Source organism: Daejeonella sp., from assembly GCF_030684675.1.
Lineage (GTDB): Bacteria > Bacteroidota > Bacteroidia > Sphingobacteriales > Sphingobacteriaceae > Daejeonella.
The window spans coordinates 1-16,108 of sequence record NZ_JAUXXZ010000029.1 but is presented as its reverse complement, the minus strand read 5'-3'; the positions used below and the strand labels follow the sequence as shown (position 1 = coordinate 16,108).

General features: G+C 38.7%; 16 protein-coding genes. 5 read left to right on the top strand and 11 right to left on the bottom strand.

Going from position 1 to position 16,108, the window contains the following annotated elements; all coding sequences use genetic code 11:
• Window positions 1–117 precede the first annotated feature (117 nt).
• Window positions 118–651, top strand: coding sequence for an ORF6N domain-containing protein (locus tag Q8M41_RS05725; protein ID WP_305364292.1), 534 nt, complete (start codon window positions 118–120; stop codon window positions 649–651).
• Between the two features lie 180 nt (window positions 652–831).
• Here the strand turns inward: Q8M41_RS05725 and Q8M41_RS05720 are convergent, their stop codons facing one another.
• The gene (locus Q8M41_RS05720; protein WP_305364291.1) at window positions 832–2,310 is read right to left on the bottom strand and encodes a M14 family zinc carboxypeptidase; all 1,479 of its coding nucleotides are present in this window, start codon (window positions 2,308–2,310) and stop codon (window positions 832–834) included.
• A 120-nt stretch (window positions 2,311–2,430) separates the two neighbouring features.
• Here Q8M41_RS05720 and Q8M41_RS05715 point away from each other — a divergent pair, with 120 nt between their 5' ends.
• Window positions 2,431–3,279, top strand: a complete 849-nt coding sequence (locus Q8M41_RS05715) for a serine hydrolase (RefSeq protein WP_305364290.1) — start codon at window positions 2,431–2,433, stop codon at window positions 3,277–3,279.
• Between the two features lie 209 nt (window positions 3,280–3,488).
• Here Q8M41_RS05715 and Q8M41_RS05710 read toward each other — a convergent pair whose 3' ends face one another.
• A complete protein-coding gene (locus Q8M41_RS05710; protein WP_305364289.1) occupies window positions 3,489–4,667 on the bottom strand; it encodes a glycoside hydrolase family 18 protein in 1,179 nt (392 codons plus the stop codon).
• A gap of 101 nt (window positions 4,668–4,768) precedes the next feature.
• Here Q8M41_RS05710 and Q8M41_RS05705 point away from each other — a divergent pair, with 101 nt between their 5' ends.
• Complete coding sequence (locus Q8M41_RS05705; RefSeq protein WP_305364288.1) at window positions 4,769–6,154, top strand: putative oxidoreductase C-terminal domain-containing protein; 1,386 nt, start codon at window positions 4,769–4,771, stop codon at window positions 6,152–6,154.
• An 11-nt stretch (window positions 6,155–6,165) separates the two neighbouring features.
• Window positions 6,166–7,209, top strand: a complete 1,044-nt coding sequence (locus Q8M41_RS05700; RefSeq protein ID WP_305364287.1) for an FAD:protein FMN transferase — start codon at window positions 6,166–6,168, stop codon at window positions 7,207–7,209.
• 166 nt (window positions 7,210–7,375) lie between these two features.
• Here the strand turns inward: Q8M41_RS05700 and Q8M41_RS05695 are convergent, their stop codons facing one another.
• The 6 genes from Q8M41_RS05695 to Q8M41_RS05670 form a co-directional block, all read right to left on the bottom strand.
• Window positions 7,376–7,594: a hypothetical protein gene (locus tag Q8M41_RS05695; RefSeq protein ID WP_305364286.1), complete on the bottom strand. Its 219-nt coding sequence runs from the start codon at window positions 7,592–7,594 to the stop codon at window positions 7,376–7,378.
• 116 nt (window positions 7,595–7,710) lie between these two features.
• A complete protein-coding gene (locus Q8M41_RS05690; RefSeq protein ID WP_305364285.1) occupies window positions 7,711–7,995 on the bottom strand; it encodes a hypothetical protein in 285 nt (94 codons plus the stop codon).
• 207 nt (window positions 7,996–8,202) lie between these two features.
• Window positions 8,203–8,445 (bottom strand): hypothetical protein, encoded by a 243-nt coding sequence (locus Q8M41_RS05685; protein WP_305364284.1) that lies wholly within the window; start codon window positions 8,443–8,445, stop codon window positions 8,203–8,205.
• 153 nt (window positions 8,446–8,598) lie between these two features.
• Complete coding sequence (locus tag Q8M41_RS05680; protein WP_305364283.1) at window positions 8,599–9,057, bottom strand: PA2169 family four-helix-bundle protein; 459 nt, start codon at window positions 9,055–9,057, stop codon at window positions 8,599–8,601.
• Between the two features lie 503 nt (window positions 9,058–9,560).
• Window positions 9,561–10,757, bottom strand: a complete 1,197-nt coding sequence (locus tag Q8M41_RS05675; RefSeq protein ID WP_305364282.1) for a PAS domain-containing sensor histidine kinase — start codon at window positions 10,755–10,757, stop codon at window positions 9,561–9,563.
• Between the two features lie 286 nt (window positions 10,758–11,043).
• Window positions 11,044–11,733 carry a GDSL-type esterase/lipase family protein gene (locus Q8M41_RS05670; RefSeq protein ID WP_305364281.1) on the bottom strand — a complete coding sequence of 230 codons (690 nt, stop codon included), beginning with the start codon at window positions 11,731–11,733 and terminating at the stop codon, window positions 11,044–11,046.
• A 260-nt stretch (window positions 11,734–11,993) separates the two neighbouring features.
• Here Q8M41_RS05670 and Q8M41_RS05665 point away from each other — a divergent pair, with 260 nt between their 5' ends.
• Window positions 11,994–13,067 (top strand): serine hydrolase, encoded by a 1,074-nt coding sequence (locus tag Q8M41_RS05665; RefSeq protein ID WP_305364280.1) that lies wholly within the window; start codon window positions 11,994–11,996, stop codon window positions 13,065–13,067.
• Window positions 13,068–13,227: 160 nt separating this feature from the next.
• Here Q8M41_RS05665 and Q8M41_RS05660 read toward each other — a convergent pair whose 3' ends face one another.
• From Q8M41_RS05660 to Q8M41_RS05650, 3 genes are all read right to left on the bottom strand, one after another.
• Window positions 13,228–14,013, bottom strand: coding sequence for an SDR family oxidoreductase (locus Q8M41_RS05660; RefSeq protein ID WP_305364279.1), 786 nt, complete (start codon window positions 14,011–14,013; stop codon window positions 13,228–13,230).
• A 176-nt stretch (window positions 14,014–14,189) separates the two neighbouring features.
• Window positions 14,190–15,035, bottom strand: coding sequence for an amidohydrolase (locus Q8M41_RS05655; protein WP_305364278.1), 846 nt, complete (start codon window positions 15,033–15,035; stop codon window positions 14,190–14,192).
• The gene (locus Q8M41_RS05650; protein ID WP_305364277.1) at window positions 15,022–15,879 is read right to left on the bottom strand and encodes a fumarylacetoacetate hydrolase family protein; all 858 of its coding nucleotides are present in this window, start codon (window positions 15,877–15,879) and stop codon (window positions 15,022–15,024) included. Before Q8M41_RS05650 ends, Q8M41_RS05655 begins: the two co-directional genes overlap by 14 nt.
• Window positions 15,880–16,108 lie beyond the last annotated feature (229 nt).

Sequence of the window (16,108 nt, the reverse complement as noted above, 5' to 3'; positions counted from 1 at the left end):
ACCAGAGAAAAATTTCCAATAATCTCCCTTTTACTCATTAATTCCTACCGATAATTAGATATTCATGAAATTAATTCCGGTGAATCTTAAATTGTATTGGAAAAATCAATACTTACAATGGATTCGAATACCGCAATTATCACTGACGAAGTCGTTATCAGTAAGATCTATATTATCAGAAATACCAAGATAATGCTCGATAAAGATCTTGCTGAGCTATATGATGTGTCAACAGGGAATTTAAACAAAGCCGTTTCCCGGAATAAATCAAGATTCCCGGAAGATTTCATGTTTCAGCTTTATGAAGAAGAGTTTAAGAACTTGATATTCCAGAATGGAATATCAAGTTGGGGAGGTACAAGAAAATTACCCTATGCATTTACTGAACAGGGTGTAGCTATGTTATCAGGGATATTGCATAGTGAAAGAGCTATTCAGGTAAACATCCGGATAATGAGAATTTTCACGCGAATAAAACATATTCTGAACAATCATTCAGAACTAAATCTTGAGATTGAAAAGATCAAGAAGAAACTTAACAATCATGACAAAAACCTGGAAATAGTATTTAAATATCTGGATGAGCTTATGGGCAAGCATTCAGACCAGAATAAGTTTCCTGAGATCGGATTTAAGGTTGGTAAAGGATAAAAACATATTTTCTTTTGAAACTACTCTTTACTAAAAGTTAAGCGCTACATCTCTAAGGATATGTAATAACATGAAGTCTTTTAATCAAAAATAACAATTGTACGAGTCTGGAGACTCTTTCTCATTTAATATCCGGAGAGACGCTGCGTTAAACTCTCCGGACAGGATGAAAAATACCTCTCAATAACCAAACACATTTGGCACTGTTGTAACATCTTTAGTCAAATCCAAAACATATCCATTAAGCAGTGCGTAAACAGGCTTTCCATCCCTGCTTAGTAAAAATTGTGCTTGCTGGCCTATGGAAGCAGATTGTATGGTGTTAGTAGCTTTATTGGTCAGGTTCAGGAGTCTGGCGCTCAATGGGCCGGCAGGTGATGCAGCATCCGTCCATTTCACAAAAAGAAAACCTTCTCTGATCAGATCAAGCTCTTGCTGCGGACTTAATACTTCCCATTCACTTTTGCGCATCAGTTTGATATTGCCAGGAGTAAAAGTCAGGCTTGAGGCTTCAATTTCATCATAACCATGAGTCAGTTCCACATCTCCCAGCTCCTCGATACGGCCGTTGTATGACATACTACCGTAATCAGAACCCTTGATTTGAGAACGGACAATCCCCAGGTTGGTCTGGAACTGGATACCTTCCTTATTTATACTTACATTTCTGACCAATACATCATACAAAGACCTGCTGTTTTCCGGAATTTGCTGATAATCAGCAAGTTTTTGACTTACATAAGTTTTTTCAGCGATCGACACAAAAGCATTAAGAAGGGCATAAAAATTCAGCTTTCTAATGTATTGCTTTTCAGGGTCGGCATAATATCCGCCTGATTCTATCAGAATTGTTGAAATGCCCATCCCCTGAAAGGTATCCCCAAAACAACGCGGATCAAATGCATCATCATATTTAGCGATCTTGCCCGGAACTTTGGTCTGCAAGGCTTTATTCATTGTTAATATCAGCTGCGTGGCTCTTTTTCTAACCTCATTCATACTCTTCGGGTAATCATAGGCCGGAGCCAGAAAAGATATAGTTGCAGTATTTTCATTACGACCGGCAGCATATAGTGTGCTTTGATCATGAAGATTAAAGCCTATTTCGGGCTTTATTTTCTTCGCAAGATTCATCAATGCCCTGCCCTCTGGTGTCACAAGCATACGGGCATCCCTGTTTACGTCAATCTCAAGATCATTTCTTCTTTTCCATTGCTGGGCACCATCGGGATTGAGCATCGGAACGATATGGAGCTCCAGGCTGCTGAGAATCAACTTTCTTAAATCCTTGTGCTCATCATCCGCTGCCAGAAAATTGAACAGATCGAACAGGGCCATGGTTGCAGTTGACTCATCACCATGCATTTGTGACCATAATAAAACCTTTGTTTTACCCGTTCCAAGTGTCAAATGATTAATACTCCTTCCTTTAACCGATTGACCGATCTCTTTAGAAGTAAGCAGCCCGGATGTCGTATGTTTATTTATCAGGAAAACGACATCTGTATACTTAAAAAACCGGTTTGTAATCACAGGTTCCTTGTATCGCTCATAATGATCCCATATCTGATCGACACTTTTCAGATTTACCTGGCACATGGCCGCCTGAAACATCGTTAATAGCAAGGCACACAACAATAAACTGTTTGATCTGATCATGTTTTCATAATATTTATGGTAACTAAAAATACAAATTATACTATTGCTATATTCGCCATTGCTTCTATATTATTCCGGAGTATTATAATGTATTCATTAATCCTGTCAATTTTACTTTTCATGCTGCCATCAGGGACAAAAGATCCGGGAGAACTCAGAAATAAGATCAATGCAGAACTCACTAAAAATAAAGGAGTATTTGCCATGGCTTTTAGAAACCTGGCTAGCGGGGAAGAAATTCTGATCAACGAAAAGATGAATTTTCATGCCGCCAGTACGATGAAAACCCCGGTATTGATTGAGGCTTATAAACAGGCTAATGCCCGAAAATTTTCTATTAATGACTCATTGATTGTTAAAAATGAATTCAAAAGCATAGTTGATGGAAGCGCTTATTCTCTAGACCCAAAAGACGATAGTGAAACTGAATTGTATACCAAAGCAGGCAAGAAAGTAAAGATTTATGATCTGCTTTATCTTATGATCATTCAAAGCAGTAACCTGGCTACTAATATTATTATCGATCTGGTGGGAGCACAAAATACCAACAAAACCATGCGGGAGATGGGAGCCAGTGATATACAGGTTTTGCGTGGTGTGGAAGATACAAAAGCCCACCGTGCGGGACTGAACAATACCACTACAGCATACGATCAGATGATGATCTTTTCAAAAATGGCCGAAGGTCTTGCTGTTGACAAATCTTCTTCAGATGCGATGATAAATATCCTGCTCGATCAAAAATTTAACGACAAAATCCCTGCAAAACTGCCAAAAAAAGTAAAAGTAGCTCACAAAACCGGCTGGATTACCGGAGTGAATCATGATGCCGGAATCGTAATATTTCCGGATGGAAGGAAATATGTTCTGGTATTATTATCGAAAGAATTGGAGAATGATAAGGCGGCGGTAAAATCGATGGCGAAAGTCTCCAAGATGGTTTATGACTATTTTTTGAACCATGAGTAGTTTTCTTGAGCCATGAGCCAAGAACCAGGAATCAAGACATTTATTACTAATTTTAAATGAATTACTCTATTGAAACACATAGTCTAAAACAGATAATATCCATCCTGTGTTGATATACCAGATTACTTCACACTTAAAATCTAAAACACAAAATTAATGTCTTAATATAGTTGGTCTTGATTCTTGGCTCTTGGTTCTTGATTCTTAACTCACGGAAGTACTCTATCAATCTCTTTCAAAAGATATTCCTCCGGATCAGAAAAATACTCCCAGAAGAAAATACCTGCCAGTTTATGCTTTCTGATATACTTTGCTTTCATTCTGATGGAGCGCTCATCGTCGTAGGTGATAAAAACTTTCGTCTCCGGATTAAAAAGGTAAGGAGCCTTTGCATGCCTGTCCCAGTGCCGTTTGTATCCATTCTTATTGATAAACTCGTTTCTCATTTTGGTATAACCCCCACCCTGTCCGGCAGTAGCTTTTGAGCCAGGAACGACTGGCTGATTAAGTCCGTTTTTCATTACGTTTTCTGCCTCCCTGCTTTTCCCATAAAATGCAGCCCCTAATCCGATCTTATGGGCAGGAACTCCCCCCTCTATAAAATCCATCACCGATTTATGTGCTGAACTGGAATTCTCCATTCCTTTTGAAGGATAAAGATTTGTATGATGCGCAACTGTTTTACCACCGTAATCATAAGTCATAATCAGAATATAATCGAGAATTTTGGCAACTTCTGCCATTTCTGTATTGTTCACAAAGGATTTGGAGCCACCGACAGCTGCTGTCAGAAGATATTTTCGGCCCCTTTCGGCTTCAAGTTTATCCAGTTCGGCACGAATCTCCCTGAACATGAGGGTAAAATTCTGTTTATCCTCAGGACGGTACACATTGCCTTCCTCGCCCCTCATGGCCGGGTACTCCCAGTCGATATCCACTCCATCCAAATTATACTGTCTGACAATATCCACACTGCTCTTTGCAAATAATTTTCTTGATGTGGGAGTCAAAACTGCATCCGAAAAATTCTCACTCCATGACCAACCGCCTATAGAAATCACAATTTTAAGATCGGGATTGATTTTTTTCAGTCCGTTTAACAATCGAAAATTTGTTGAATCAGTCTTCAGATTCGTAAGAAATGCCATGCTGTCTTTTACATTGACGAAAGCATAATTGATATGGGTTAACTTTTCGGCATCGATTTGCTCAACTTTTACCAGGCCACGGTAACCTCCTACATATCCGTTAACAATATATTTTTTAGGCTTTTGGGTCTGGGCATTAACTACCGAAACAACAAGAACCATCAGCATGAAAAATGCCGGAATAAATTTTCTGAATAGTAAAAGTGGATTACCCATTTTGATCAGTATGAATGTGTGCATGAATAAATATATAAAAATACAGGATTAATCAATTCTCTTATATTTGTTTAAGTTCAATTCTGATATAAAAAAGACATTATATAATTTACTCCCAATAAAAAATGGCATTCCATATTTTCTCAAAACGAAATTTTATTAATACCATATTAAAATCAAGGCTTGTCCTTCATTCACTGACACTTCTTTTATTCAGCTTAATTTCGATTAATGGAATTGCACAAAATGCTCCGATCAAACTTATCGTTCTGGATCCCGGACATGGACATGCAACTTATATGCAGGGCAGAATGTATGCAGGCTTAGATCCTGAAGTGTATGTTTATGCTCCTGCAGGTCCGGATGTAGAGACCTATCTGAAAAGCATCAATGGAATGAATTCCCGTTCCTCCAATCCCACCAAATGGAAAATGGTGGTTTATACCGGTACAGATTACCTCGAGAAGATGCTGGCTGAGAAAAAGGGCAATGCAGTGATCATTTCCGGGAATAACAGCAAAAAAGGTGAATATATGCGTCGTTCTATAGAAGCGGGTATGCATGTTTTAGCAGATAAACCGCTGGCGGTAACTCCAAAAGATTTTGAAATGCTGAAAAAATCGTTCAAACTGGCAGAGAAAAAAAAGGTTCTGATCTTCGATCCAATGGATTTGCGTTATGATATCAGCAACATTCTGCAGAAAGAGCTTTCAGAAATACCTGAACTGTTCGGAACACTCAAAAAAGGAAGTGTGGATGATCCATCCCTAATTCAGGAAAATTTACACCATTTCCTGAAATTCTCAGGCACTGAACCAGCCCGTCGCCCGGCCTGGTTCTTTGACATAGAGCAGCAAGGCCATGGAATTACTGATGTGAGTACTCACCTTGTCGACATGTCGCAATGGGCCGGATTCCCCGGAGTCACTCTCAAGTATAAAAAGGATATCAAAATTCTGAATTCAAAAGAATGGCCAACTGATCTGACTCCTTCCGAATTTAAGCGGGTTACCCGGGTAGACTATCCTGATTACCTGAAAAAATATGTAAAAGACAGTATTTTATCGGTCTTAGCCAATGGGGAGATCAATTACACAATCAAAGGAGTGCATGCTAAAGTGACTGTTAACTGGAGGTACAGGGAGCCTGCAGGTTCTAGTGACACCCATTATGCGCTAATGCGGGGCACGAAAGCTAATCTGGAACTCAGGCAGAGTGCAGAAGAGAAATACCGGGCCACATTATACATTAAAGCTGCTTCGGGTGTTCCGGCTACTGACTTCGCTTCGGTTATTGAAAATGTAAAAGCTAAAATGCAGCAAAGATACCCCGGCTTCGACCTGATCCAAAAAGGAAATGAGTGGGTCGTAAAACCGGGAACATTTAAAGGTACAAACTCTGCTGAAGTGGCGATCGGGTATATCCTAAACAATACTATGCCTGCATGGGAAGTGCCGAATATGATTGCGAAATATTATACGACGACCGGAGCATTAGGATTAGAGGATTAGAGGATTTTAGGATGAGCAGGATTTTTAATCAGGGTAGAATTGTGATTATCAGGTATATTGTAATCCTACAAATCCTATCAATCCTACCCATCCTAACCAGTTGCGGCAGCAGGAAATCCCAATCCTACTCCCAATTCCAAATCTCCGGTTTCGCACAGGGTACCAGCTATCAGATTACCTACTATGCCGGAGATGCAATCATCAGCTCAAAATCGATTGATCAAAAATTCGCAGATCTTGACAGCTCCCTTTCAATCTATAAACCTTATTCACTGATCAATCAGTTCAATAACTCTGAAAAAGGTATAGAGATGGATGAGCATCTGTACAAGGTGGCACAGCGCTCTTTAAAGATCTGGAAGGAAAGTGATGGGGTGTTTGATATCAGCATACTACCCATAGTAGAAGCATGGGGATTCGGAGCGAAGCGGCACAGTAATCAGCCATCGGATGAAGCGATCCGCAAGGCACTCACATGTTCAGGTTCAGATAAGCTCCATATCAGGGGCAGGCAATTGGTCAAAGACATTCCCTGCTTGAAGATTGATGTGAACGGCATAGCTCAGGGTTACAGTGTGGATGTGATTGCAGATTACATCGAATCGAAGGGCCTTCAAAATTACCTGATCGAAATTGGCGGAGAGATCCGGGTCAAAGGACGTAAACAACCCGGGAATCAGATCATGCGGATTGGAATTGAACAGCCTTCTAATGACAAAGACGAAGAAGCTTTTATCCAGAAAATCATCGAATTAAAAGGCGGTGCAATCACCACTTCCGGGAATTACCGCAAATACATCCAAAACGGATCAAAAAAGCTTTCTCACCTGATGGATCCGAAAACCGGCAGACCGATCGAAAATGAAATGATCAGCGTGACCGTCAGAACCGCAAATGCCATGAGTGCAGATGGTTATGATAATGTCCTGATTGGCATGGGCATTAAAAAGGCCTTTGCCTTTTTGAAAAAACACAAGGGACTGGAAGCTTATTTTATTTATCAGGATGCTGATGGAACAGTAAGGGATACTGCGAGTGTGGGTTTTTTCAAATGATTTGAAGAGTCCTGGTTTTTAGAGTCTAAAACTCCATTTCATTTAATAATCCTTAGAGACGCTGCGCTCTAAGGACAGGGGGAAATACTGGTACGCATCGCTTTTGCCATTGACAACAATAGCAAAAGCAGACAAATAAGCTTCAACCAGTTGATTAAAATTTAGATTAAGCCTTAGATTTATTCAACGTATAAATCCCACCAGCAAAAAGAACTATCCCCAATCCCAGAAAAAGGTAGCCCTCTGTTTTGCCCGAATTATCTGAAGCTTCGATTTTTATGCCCAAAAAATTAACAGATTCTGTGCTTTGAGAAATCTTAGTGATTCCGACATAAGCAATTGCCAAACTGACAATTATTAATACTCCCCCGATGACTTTATTCATAGCTTAAGAATTATAGATGCATTTATAAACTTAAGGAAAAAATACGGGCTTAGTAAATCTGTTCTTAGAACGCGCGCCAGTAGGGCTGATTGTCTTTAATTATTTGTTTTACCTCATTAGGAACCTGCAAATGGTGAACCAAATACTCCAACTGCAAGTTCAGCCCATATCAGGAAGAATACAAATAAAACAACTCCACAGATTATAATTCTATTCAGTGTATCTTTTACTCTTCTCAACACAAGTTCGCATAAGAAGCCTGTGCCCGACAATAGAACTCCCATAATTACAAAGTCGAAGATATCCCAGTCGACTTCATTCGTGAACTGCATTGCAATAAGAGGAATAATCAGAAGAATTCCTAAACTTGATTGAATGATAATTAGCCTTTCGTTTTTCATTTTATATTAATTTAAAAGTACTTTTAATTACAAAGTAAAACATTAAATAAATACACTGCAAATATTTTGCATAAATAATGAATGATTTTGTTGGATGAGCGAGGCAAACCTCAAGGAACAGGCTAGTTTTTAGACCTATCGGACAAAAGAAAAAATCTGAATGTAATTCTAAAGTTTCGGCAACAGTCCAGATAGCTAGTTTAATTTCTACTCATTGTTCTTTTCGCTTGATCGTGGAGCGCCTGGCACCGTTTTCAGCACTTCAATCTTTTCATCCGAAACCGGAGCTCCAGCTTGTTCTGGTTGTGCTAAATCTTCTGGGTTTAACTTACTTTTTCTTTCGTTGGGATCGCTCAGAGAAGGCTTCCTATTATTAAAGTCCTGAAAAGTCTTCTGATCTAACATAGTGCCGTGCTGCTTTCCACCCTGGCTGTTGTTCCTTTTTGCCATTTCTTTCTAATTTATTTTTTAGAAAATATTTAAGCACTAAGAGATAATTCAGATTATCTGTTTTATCAATTAGTGCTTGTACTAATATGGTTTTATGTTTTTAGGTAGAGTAATTAATGTATTAGCACCATACACAACCAATTCTAAAACCAATTATGCTTCTATTAGAGCATCTCTTAAAGCTTTAACTTTGTCGTGATCAGTAACAAGTAATGTGTGTTGTTCTTGAATCAAAGTTTGAAGTTCTGGGCTTAAATGTTCTGTATCATTTTTCAATACATTTTCATAAGTATTCTTTGCAACGTCCTCACCATACTCGCATGAATTAAGAATGGCTTTGCGGTCTTTACCTGTGAGTGCTGCTTTTACATCCATCCACACCCGAAAGAATTTACCTGATACCATAGTGCCTTCTGCTGGTGTGCCACCGAGCTTGTTGACTTCGATATTCAATTCTTGATTGCATTTTTGGCTGGTTGAACTTAATTGTGCAAACAAGATTTTTAAATCTTGTTCTTCGGTTTCTTTTGAGGCCGTTTCATAACCTTCAATTCTATCGTTATTGATAGTGATTAGTGTGTTTAACACATCAATTGTCTTTGAATTTTCCATTTTGATTGTTTATTTAATTGTTATTGTAGGTTCTATGAAATATCACCAGATAATTTGTTTACAGAATAGAACAGGCGTTCCTTTTTTAACTTCAACTAAATATTTTCTTCCGGAATACATTCAAGCATTTTCAAAAAGGAATATTTGTTACCGGTACCACCTTTATTTTATGTTATACAAAAGTGCAGTTCTATATTAAGATGGGTATTATAGAATTTCTGGAAAGAGTTGCAAGATTCTCACCTTCAAAAGGTATTTATATTCGATATTCAATAAAAGAAACGATCGGAAAAATTATTATTTTGCTGGTGTTGAATCTTCAAACTAAGGTTAATTGATGTTGCTGGTTATACCCATTTTAACAACAGTTTTTTGTCGGGGTAATTCTTGAGAAAGAAAAAACCGCGCCCTATCACCGAAATGCCATTTTTGATTGGTGTTAGTTTACTATGGCAGTTTTAATACAAGTTGATTTGTTCATCAAATGGACTTTTAACAGTAAATTATGTGCTTTCATCAAACATAACTTCGTCTGAACTGCCTTTCTTAAACAATGGTTCCTCATTTGGTAAGGTAAAATAAAAAGATGATCCTTCTCCTTCAACACTTTCTACCCATATTTCGCCCCCATTTTTTTCTAAAAAACCCTTTACCAATAACAAGCCGATTCCAGCCCCTTTATTTGCTTTTCTTTCTTCAGAAAGGGTTTTCATTTGTGGAGTAAAAAGTTTTTCCATGATTTCTTTGGACATTCCAGTTCCAGTGTCTTTAACCTGAACAATAATTTTATCATCCTTGTTATTGGCTGAAACTGTAATTGTCCCTCCCTTTTTTGAATGTTTTATCGCATTAGAAACAATATTTTGAATAATAGAAATTAACATTTTTCCATCCGCGAACACCGTAGTATCGCCTTCAATTTCGTGATGGAGATTTATTGCATTGATGGAAGCGGTTTCATTTAAACTTTCAAAGACTTTATCTATGTAATCAGTTAATTTTATTTTTGTTGGAGAAAACACTTCCGATGCGTATTTGATTCTTGCCCATTCCACTAAATAGTCTAACATATCCAATTCATCCTTTGATGACTGGTAAAGCAAGTCAAGCATTTCCTGAACTTCCTCGGACTTCATTTTATGAAAATCTTCTCTCAAATAAGCAGCCGTTCCGATAATACCTGTCAGCGGACTTCTCAAATCATGCGAAAGTATTGCCAGAACACTCTCTTTGTGCATATTAAGTTCTTCCAATTCTCTGATATACTTTTTTATGGCATCTTCCGATTTTTTTCTGTCTGTCAAGTCCCTTAAAATTTTAACATAACCCAACCTTTCTCCATCTGAACCGATGAGTGGAAAGACCAAGCCATATGCGTAAAAAAGGCTCTTATCTTTCGTAATGTGCCATCTATTATCCGTGGCTCTACCATCTAATAATGCTGTTTTAATTTCAATATTTGGAATGCCCTTTTTTAAATCTTCGTCTGTAAATATTATATCGAATGGTTCTCCAATAACTTCATCAGTTTCGTAACCAAATATCTTTGCAGAGCCTGAACTCCAACTATTTATGTTGTATTCATTATCTAAAGTAAAAATTGAATAATCCTGTAGGCTGTCAATAATTTGACTGTAAAACTCGGTAGTTGGTATATATCTATTTTTAAGAATCTTTTGATTGTCTTTTTTATGTTCCATTGAATTTATTTTAGTCGGCACATTAAAATTCATTTTATTGTGTCTGCCATTATTGTTTATAAATTTTGTTCAAATACATATCCACCAAAAACCAGGCAATTCCAATAGAATTACGGCAGTTTTATCATCAATATTATAATAGATCCGATCCAAAACCCTGTAGTCAGCGATTTTTACTGCAATCCAATTAAAATCTTGCTAAAGATTGATCAAGGATTAAAGAACAAAGAATAAGGATATGTCCATCAATTTGAACACATCTCAATTTTGCAATTGATTCCCTCAATCAAAAGTATCTCATTATTCCATTTGCAATGAGCTCATGCCCATTTTCATTCGGATGATTTACCTGAGACATATATTTTGTGATAGGCTCACCCGAAACCACCTTTTGTTTAAACATCCTATAACTATCTACAAATCCAATGCCGTACTTTTCAGAAATGCTCCTAATTTGGGCTGTATGTTGCTCCAACACATTTTTGACCTCCAGAATATTCACTCGTTGATCTGGAGAAGGACTAATCAGAATGACTTTAATTTCTTTTTTCAGGGCAATACTGATCATCTTTTCCCAGGCGATTTTAGCTCTTTCAAGTCCAATGCCCTGATCGTTTAAAGCGTAGTCTATAAAAAGGACATCAGGCTTATGATTTAAAACTTCGGTTTCAAATCGTTTGTCGCCACTTTCAGAGTTTTCACCACCAATGGAGGTATTGATGATATTAATTACTGCAAAGGGATATTCTGCTTTCATTGCTCTCAGAACCTGGTATGGATAGGCTTCCAAAGTATTCACCACCGGGGTTTTGAAATATCCTGCTGGAACAGAATGCCCGTGAAACACCAAATTGATGGTTCTGTTTTTAGGCCATTCCTTTTTCATTTCAGCTTTCAGATCGTTTAAATAGCTGGCCGGATCTGCGATGGTGCTGGTTTGAAATGATAAGAAGAGGATTAAGAGTATGTTTTTCATATTATGATGTGTTGTCTGTTGTCAGGTGAATTTAGTAATTCATTTGAAATGTAGAGCTAATGGTAATTTTTTGGGGAATGGGTACCTCATAGCTATCGGGTGGGGAATAAAGGGTTAAGCCCTTAGTAAATAAGCTGCACTCTTTGAAAGGGACGCAACATACATTCATCTGGAATTCAAAAATCAATATTAAACCCTTTTAAAATAGTACTGTCTAAAGTTTAGGACTGTAGAGAATTATTAACTTATTTACCTCATCTATGAAAAAATTAAAATTGCTTTTATTGCTTATAATTCCATTCATAGCTTGTAAAAAAGTAAGTAAAGATGTACAACAGCCCAACCTGGTTGAATCAATGTATTTCCCTTCAAATACTGATAATAACTGGGAAGCAAAAACGCTTTCTAGTTTGGGCTGGAACGCAAGTGCTGTTCAAGCCTTAAAGGATTATCTTATTCAGAAGAACACCAAATCATTTATGATTCTTGTTAATGGAAGAATTGTAATGGAAGAATATTTTAATGGTCATAGCTCAACTGCCACCTGGCAATGGAATAGTGCCGGCAAAACCCTGGTAGCATTTACTACAGGAATTGCCCAACAGGAAGGACTGCTCAATATTAACAACAAAGTGTCCCAATATTTAGGTGAAGGCTGGACAAGTGAACCAATAGAAAAAGAAAATCTGATCACCTCAAGGCATCTGCTTACCATGGCTTCAGGAATAAATGATGCAAATGAATTCGTAATTAAATCGAATTTAACCTACCTGGCAGATGCCGGTACAAGATGGTCGTATCATAATGTTTTCCAAAAACTGATGGATGTTGTTGCAAAAGCGGGTAATCAAAGTTTTGAAACCTATTTTAACACTAAACTAAAAAACAAAATAGGAATAGACGGTTTCTGGAATAATGGCTTAATATTCAAAATTTATCATAGTAATACACGTAGTATGGCTCGTTTTGGATTATTGGCTCTGAACAAGGGGAAATGGAAAAACGAAACAATTATGAACGAATCTTTCTTTCTTGAAAGTATTAATACTTCCCAAACCATAAATCCATCTTACGGTTATTTATGGTGGCTAAATGGCAAATCCAATTATATGGTACCCGGCGGACAAAAAGTATATACAGGTAATTTAGTACCGAATGCTCCTGCCGATATGTATGCAGCAATGGGCGCAGAAGATCAACGCATTTATGTCATTCCCAGTAAAAATATGGTAATTATCAGAATGGGGGAAGCCTCTGACCCGGCAAATCCAAGTTTTGCTCTTTCCGGATTTGACAATGAGCTTTGGCAAAAAATAAATGCTTTGATTAAATAAAGTTTTGAACTGAAAATAGATAATCAACGCCCTGGGAAGGGGAAATAGAGAAATAGTCATTTATTACCCCCTTTTAACAGATCCCTCATTGCATTCTGGATGACGGTCAAAATGGAACTTTAGCTTTTCCCTTTCAACTTTAAGCTTTCAGCTTCAAACTCTACCCAATGGCCCGGTCAAGATGAACATAGCCTCCATCCACATGAATCAATTGCCCCGTGGTATGCGAAGATCGCTCTGAAAGTAAAAAGGCAACTGTATCGGCAATTTCCTTCGCGGTGGTCATGCGGTTTTCGAGGGGAATTTTACTGACAATGTCTTTCAGTTTTTCTTCGGGGTTTGGAAGGGTTTTGATCCAGCTTTCGTACAGTGGGGTCCAGCATTCTGCAACAATTACCGAATTCACACGGATGCTGTGCGGCAATAATTCAACTGCCCACTCGCGGGTTAAGGCATTGCGGGCCCCATTTGCTGCAGCATAGGCAGAAGTGCTTCCCTGTCCGGTCTCAGCGGTTTTAGAGCTGATATTGACAATGGCAGCTCCATTAGATTTTTTGAGTGCAGGCAAGGCATGATGGGCAAGTAAATAATAATGAATCACATTCTTGTGCAGACTAGCTACGAAACCTTCGTAAGAACCGTTCTCCAAACCGACACTATCGTTTACCCCGGCATTGTTCACCAATGAATCAATCCTTCCGAACTTTTCCAGAGTCAATTTTATCACTTTTTCACATTCTTCGGGCATGGTTAACTCGGCCCTGATCTGAAAAACCTGAGATCCTGCAGATTCAATTTCCGCAAGTACTTTCAGATTATCGGCCTCATTACGGCCAATTATCACCGGAATGGCTCCTTCAGAAGCCAAAACTTTCACAATTGCCTCGCCAATGCCCTTGGCACCGCCACTAACCAGAATTACTTTATCCTTTAAATTTAAATCCATTATTTATTCGATTTATCAAATCTGATTTATTAGCATCAATATGGGATGTCATTGCGAGGAGGCCCGCCTGACCGGAAGGGCAGGCACGACGAAGCAATCCCATTACATTAGGGGATTGCTTCTCAGCCCAAGGCTGATCGCAATGACAAAGCGCTACCATTAACACCCTGAATGTACTAAAGTTTATAGAATTGTTCAGCATTCTTCCCCCAAACCAGTCCCTGCTCCCTGATACTCAATTTACTTAAATATTCCTCCACCAATCCGCAAACCACATCATACTCCCCTGCCAGTTTACATACCGGCCAGTCGCTACCAAACATTAGCCGTTCCGCCCCAAAAAAGTCGAAAACTTTATCCATGTATGGAAATATCTCATCCCTTTTCCAGTTTTTCAAATCAGCTTCGGTGATCATGCCCGAAAGTTTGCAGTAAACATTCTCAAATGAAGCAATCTGCTTCATTTCGGCTTCCCAATTGCTGAAAAGGCCATTTTTTATATCGGGTTTGGCGAGGTGATCGATGACGAAAGCTTGATTATTGTGGCCCAGCCCCATGGCCCCGCCCCGGATCAAGTCCGGGGTGACACTGAGGTGCTGAGGGTAGATAAGAATGTCATAAGTAAATCCGTAATTATTTAAAGCCGCAATTCCTCTTTGAAATTCGGCTTTGAGCATAAACTCAATAGGTTCGGCCTGTAGAATATGCCTGAATCCTTTGAGTTTTGAGAATTGGGAATAATGTTCAAGCCGGGTATGAATGTTGGGAGAACAAAGATCAACCCAACCGACGACTCCTTTAATAAAATGATGTTCTTCTGCCAGAGAAAGCAAAAAATCTGTTTCGGCCTCCGACTGATCGGCCTGCACCGCGATGCAACCCTGAATCCCATTGGCGTCAAGCAATGGTTTAAGATCAGGAGGAAGGAAGTCATGACGTATGACTTCCATTTCCTCTGTGATCCAGTTATCTCTTATTGGGTCAAATTTCCAATAGTGCTGATGTGAATCAAGCTTTAGCATAGGCTTTAGCAACCTGTCTTGATTCGCCAAGTCCGTCGATACCCAACTCAATTACATCCCCATCCTTCAGGAAGATTGGCGGCTTAAAACCTAATCCCACACCCGCTGGTGTTCCTGTTGAAATGATATCACCCGGAAGAAGGGTCATGAAATTGCTCAGGTAAGATACCAGGAAAGGAATATTGAAGATCAGATCGTCTGTATTACTGTCCTGCATGATCTTACCATTCAGTTTTAACCATAATCTCAATTTATGCGGATCAGGGATCTCATCCTTGGTTGCCAAAAACGGACCAACCGGAGCAAAAGTATCGCAGCCTTTACCTTTATCCCAGGTACCACCACGCTCTAACTGCCATTCACGCTCAGAAACGTCATTATGAAGGCAATATCCGGCTACATAATCCATGGCTTCTGCTTCAGAAACGTAGCTTGCTTTTTTACCTATCACAAAGGCAAGTTCCACTTCCCAGTCTGATTTTACTGAATTCTTAGGTATGGTAATGTCATCAAAAGGCCCTACCAATGAGGTAGTTGACTTCATGAACAGAATTGGTTCAGCAGGAATAGCCATACCCGACTCCTCTGCATGTTTCACATAGTTCAGACCAATACAAAGGATTTTGGAAGGGCGGGCAACCGGAGAACCTAAACGCTCAGCATCACCAATTGTATTCAGTTTACCCTCATTTGCTTTCAAAAATGCAGCCAGACGATTTAGTCCGTCGTTTTCAAAAAATGCCTCATCGTAATCTTCAGCAAATGCCGAGGTATCGTATTTTACATCATTGATAATTACTCCTGTTTTTTCCTGTCCGGGTTTCCCCCATCTGATTAATTTCATTTTAGTATTAAATTTTGTTTGAATGATCCTTTCATTCTTTTCAAGAATGAGCCATCCGTATAAATAAAAAAGCCCTTAGGCATTGTTTGAAATGAATGACCCCGAAGCAGAGCTTCGAGGTATCGCGTTATTCGAATAACCGTAATTGTGCCCTATGAAACTTCTTATAAGCAGTCTTTTCTTGGCCTTGTTCATTTATATATTTTTGAATAGTCTCCTCATTTGCGTA

Coding starts and splice junctions, on each gene's coding strand:
- Q8M41_RS05670 (WP_305364281.1), bottom strand. CDS start 11,733: ATGAAAAACATACTCTTAATCCTCTTCTTATCATTTCAAACCAGCACC.
- Q8M41_RS05685 (WP_305364284.1), bottom strand. CDS start 8,445: ATGGCAAAAAGGAACAACAGCCAGGGTGGAAAGCAGCACGGCACTATG.
- Q8M41_RS05660 (WP_305364279.1), bottom strand. CDS start 14,013: ATGGATTTAAATTTAAAGGATAAAGTAATTCTGGTTAGTGGCGGTGCC.
- Q8M41_RS05695 (WP_305364286.1), bottom strand. CDS start 7,594: ATGAATAAAGTCATCGGGGGAGTATTAATAATTGTCAGTTTGGCAATT.
- Q8M41_RS05665 (WP_305364280.1), top strand. CDS start 11,994: ATGAAAAAATTAAAATTGCTTTTATTGCTTATAATTCCATTCATAGCT.
- Q8M41_RS05715 (WP_305364290.1), top strand. CDS start 2,431: ATGCTGCCATCAGGGACAAAAGATCCGGGAGAACTCAGAAATAAGATC.
- Q8M41_RS05725 (WP_305364292.1), top strand. CDS start 118: ATGGATTCGAATACCGCAATTATCACTGACGAAGTCGTTATCAGTAAG.
- Q8M41_RS05700 (WP_305364287.1), top strand. CDS start 6,166: ATGAGCAGGATTTTTAATCAGGGTAGAATTGTGATTATCAGGTATATT.
- Q8M41_RS05680 (WP_305364283.1), bottom strand. CDS start 9,057: ATGGAAAATTCAAAGACAATTGATGTGTTAAACACACTAATCACTATC.
- Q8M41_RS05655 (WP_305364278.1), bottom strand. CDS start 15,035: ATGCTAAAGCTTGATTCACATCAGCACTATTGGAAATTTGACCCAATA.
- Q8M41_RS05650 (WP_305364277.1), bottom strand. CDS start 15,879: ATGAAATTAATCAGATGGGGGAAACCCGGACAGGAAAAAACAGGAGTA.
- Q8M41_RS05710 (WP_305364289.1), bottom strand. CDS start 4,667: ATGCACACATTCATACTGATCAAAATGGGTAATCCACTTTTACTATTC.
- Q8M41_RS05705 (WP_305364288.1), top strand. CDS start 4,769: ATGGCATTCCATATTTTCTCAAAACGAAATTTTATTAATACCATATTA.
- Q8M41_RS05690 (WP_305364285.1), bottom strand. CDS start 7,995: ATGAAAAACGAAAGGCTAATTATCATTCAATCAAGTTTAGGAATTCTT.
- Q8M41_RS05720 (WP_305364291.1), bottom strand. CDS start 2,310: ATGATCAGATCAAACAGTTTATTGTTGTGTGCCTTGCTATTAACGATG.
- Q8M41_RS05675 (WP_305364282.1), bottom strand. CDS start 10,757: ATGGAACATAAAAAAGACAATCAAAAGATTCTTAAAAATAGATATATA.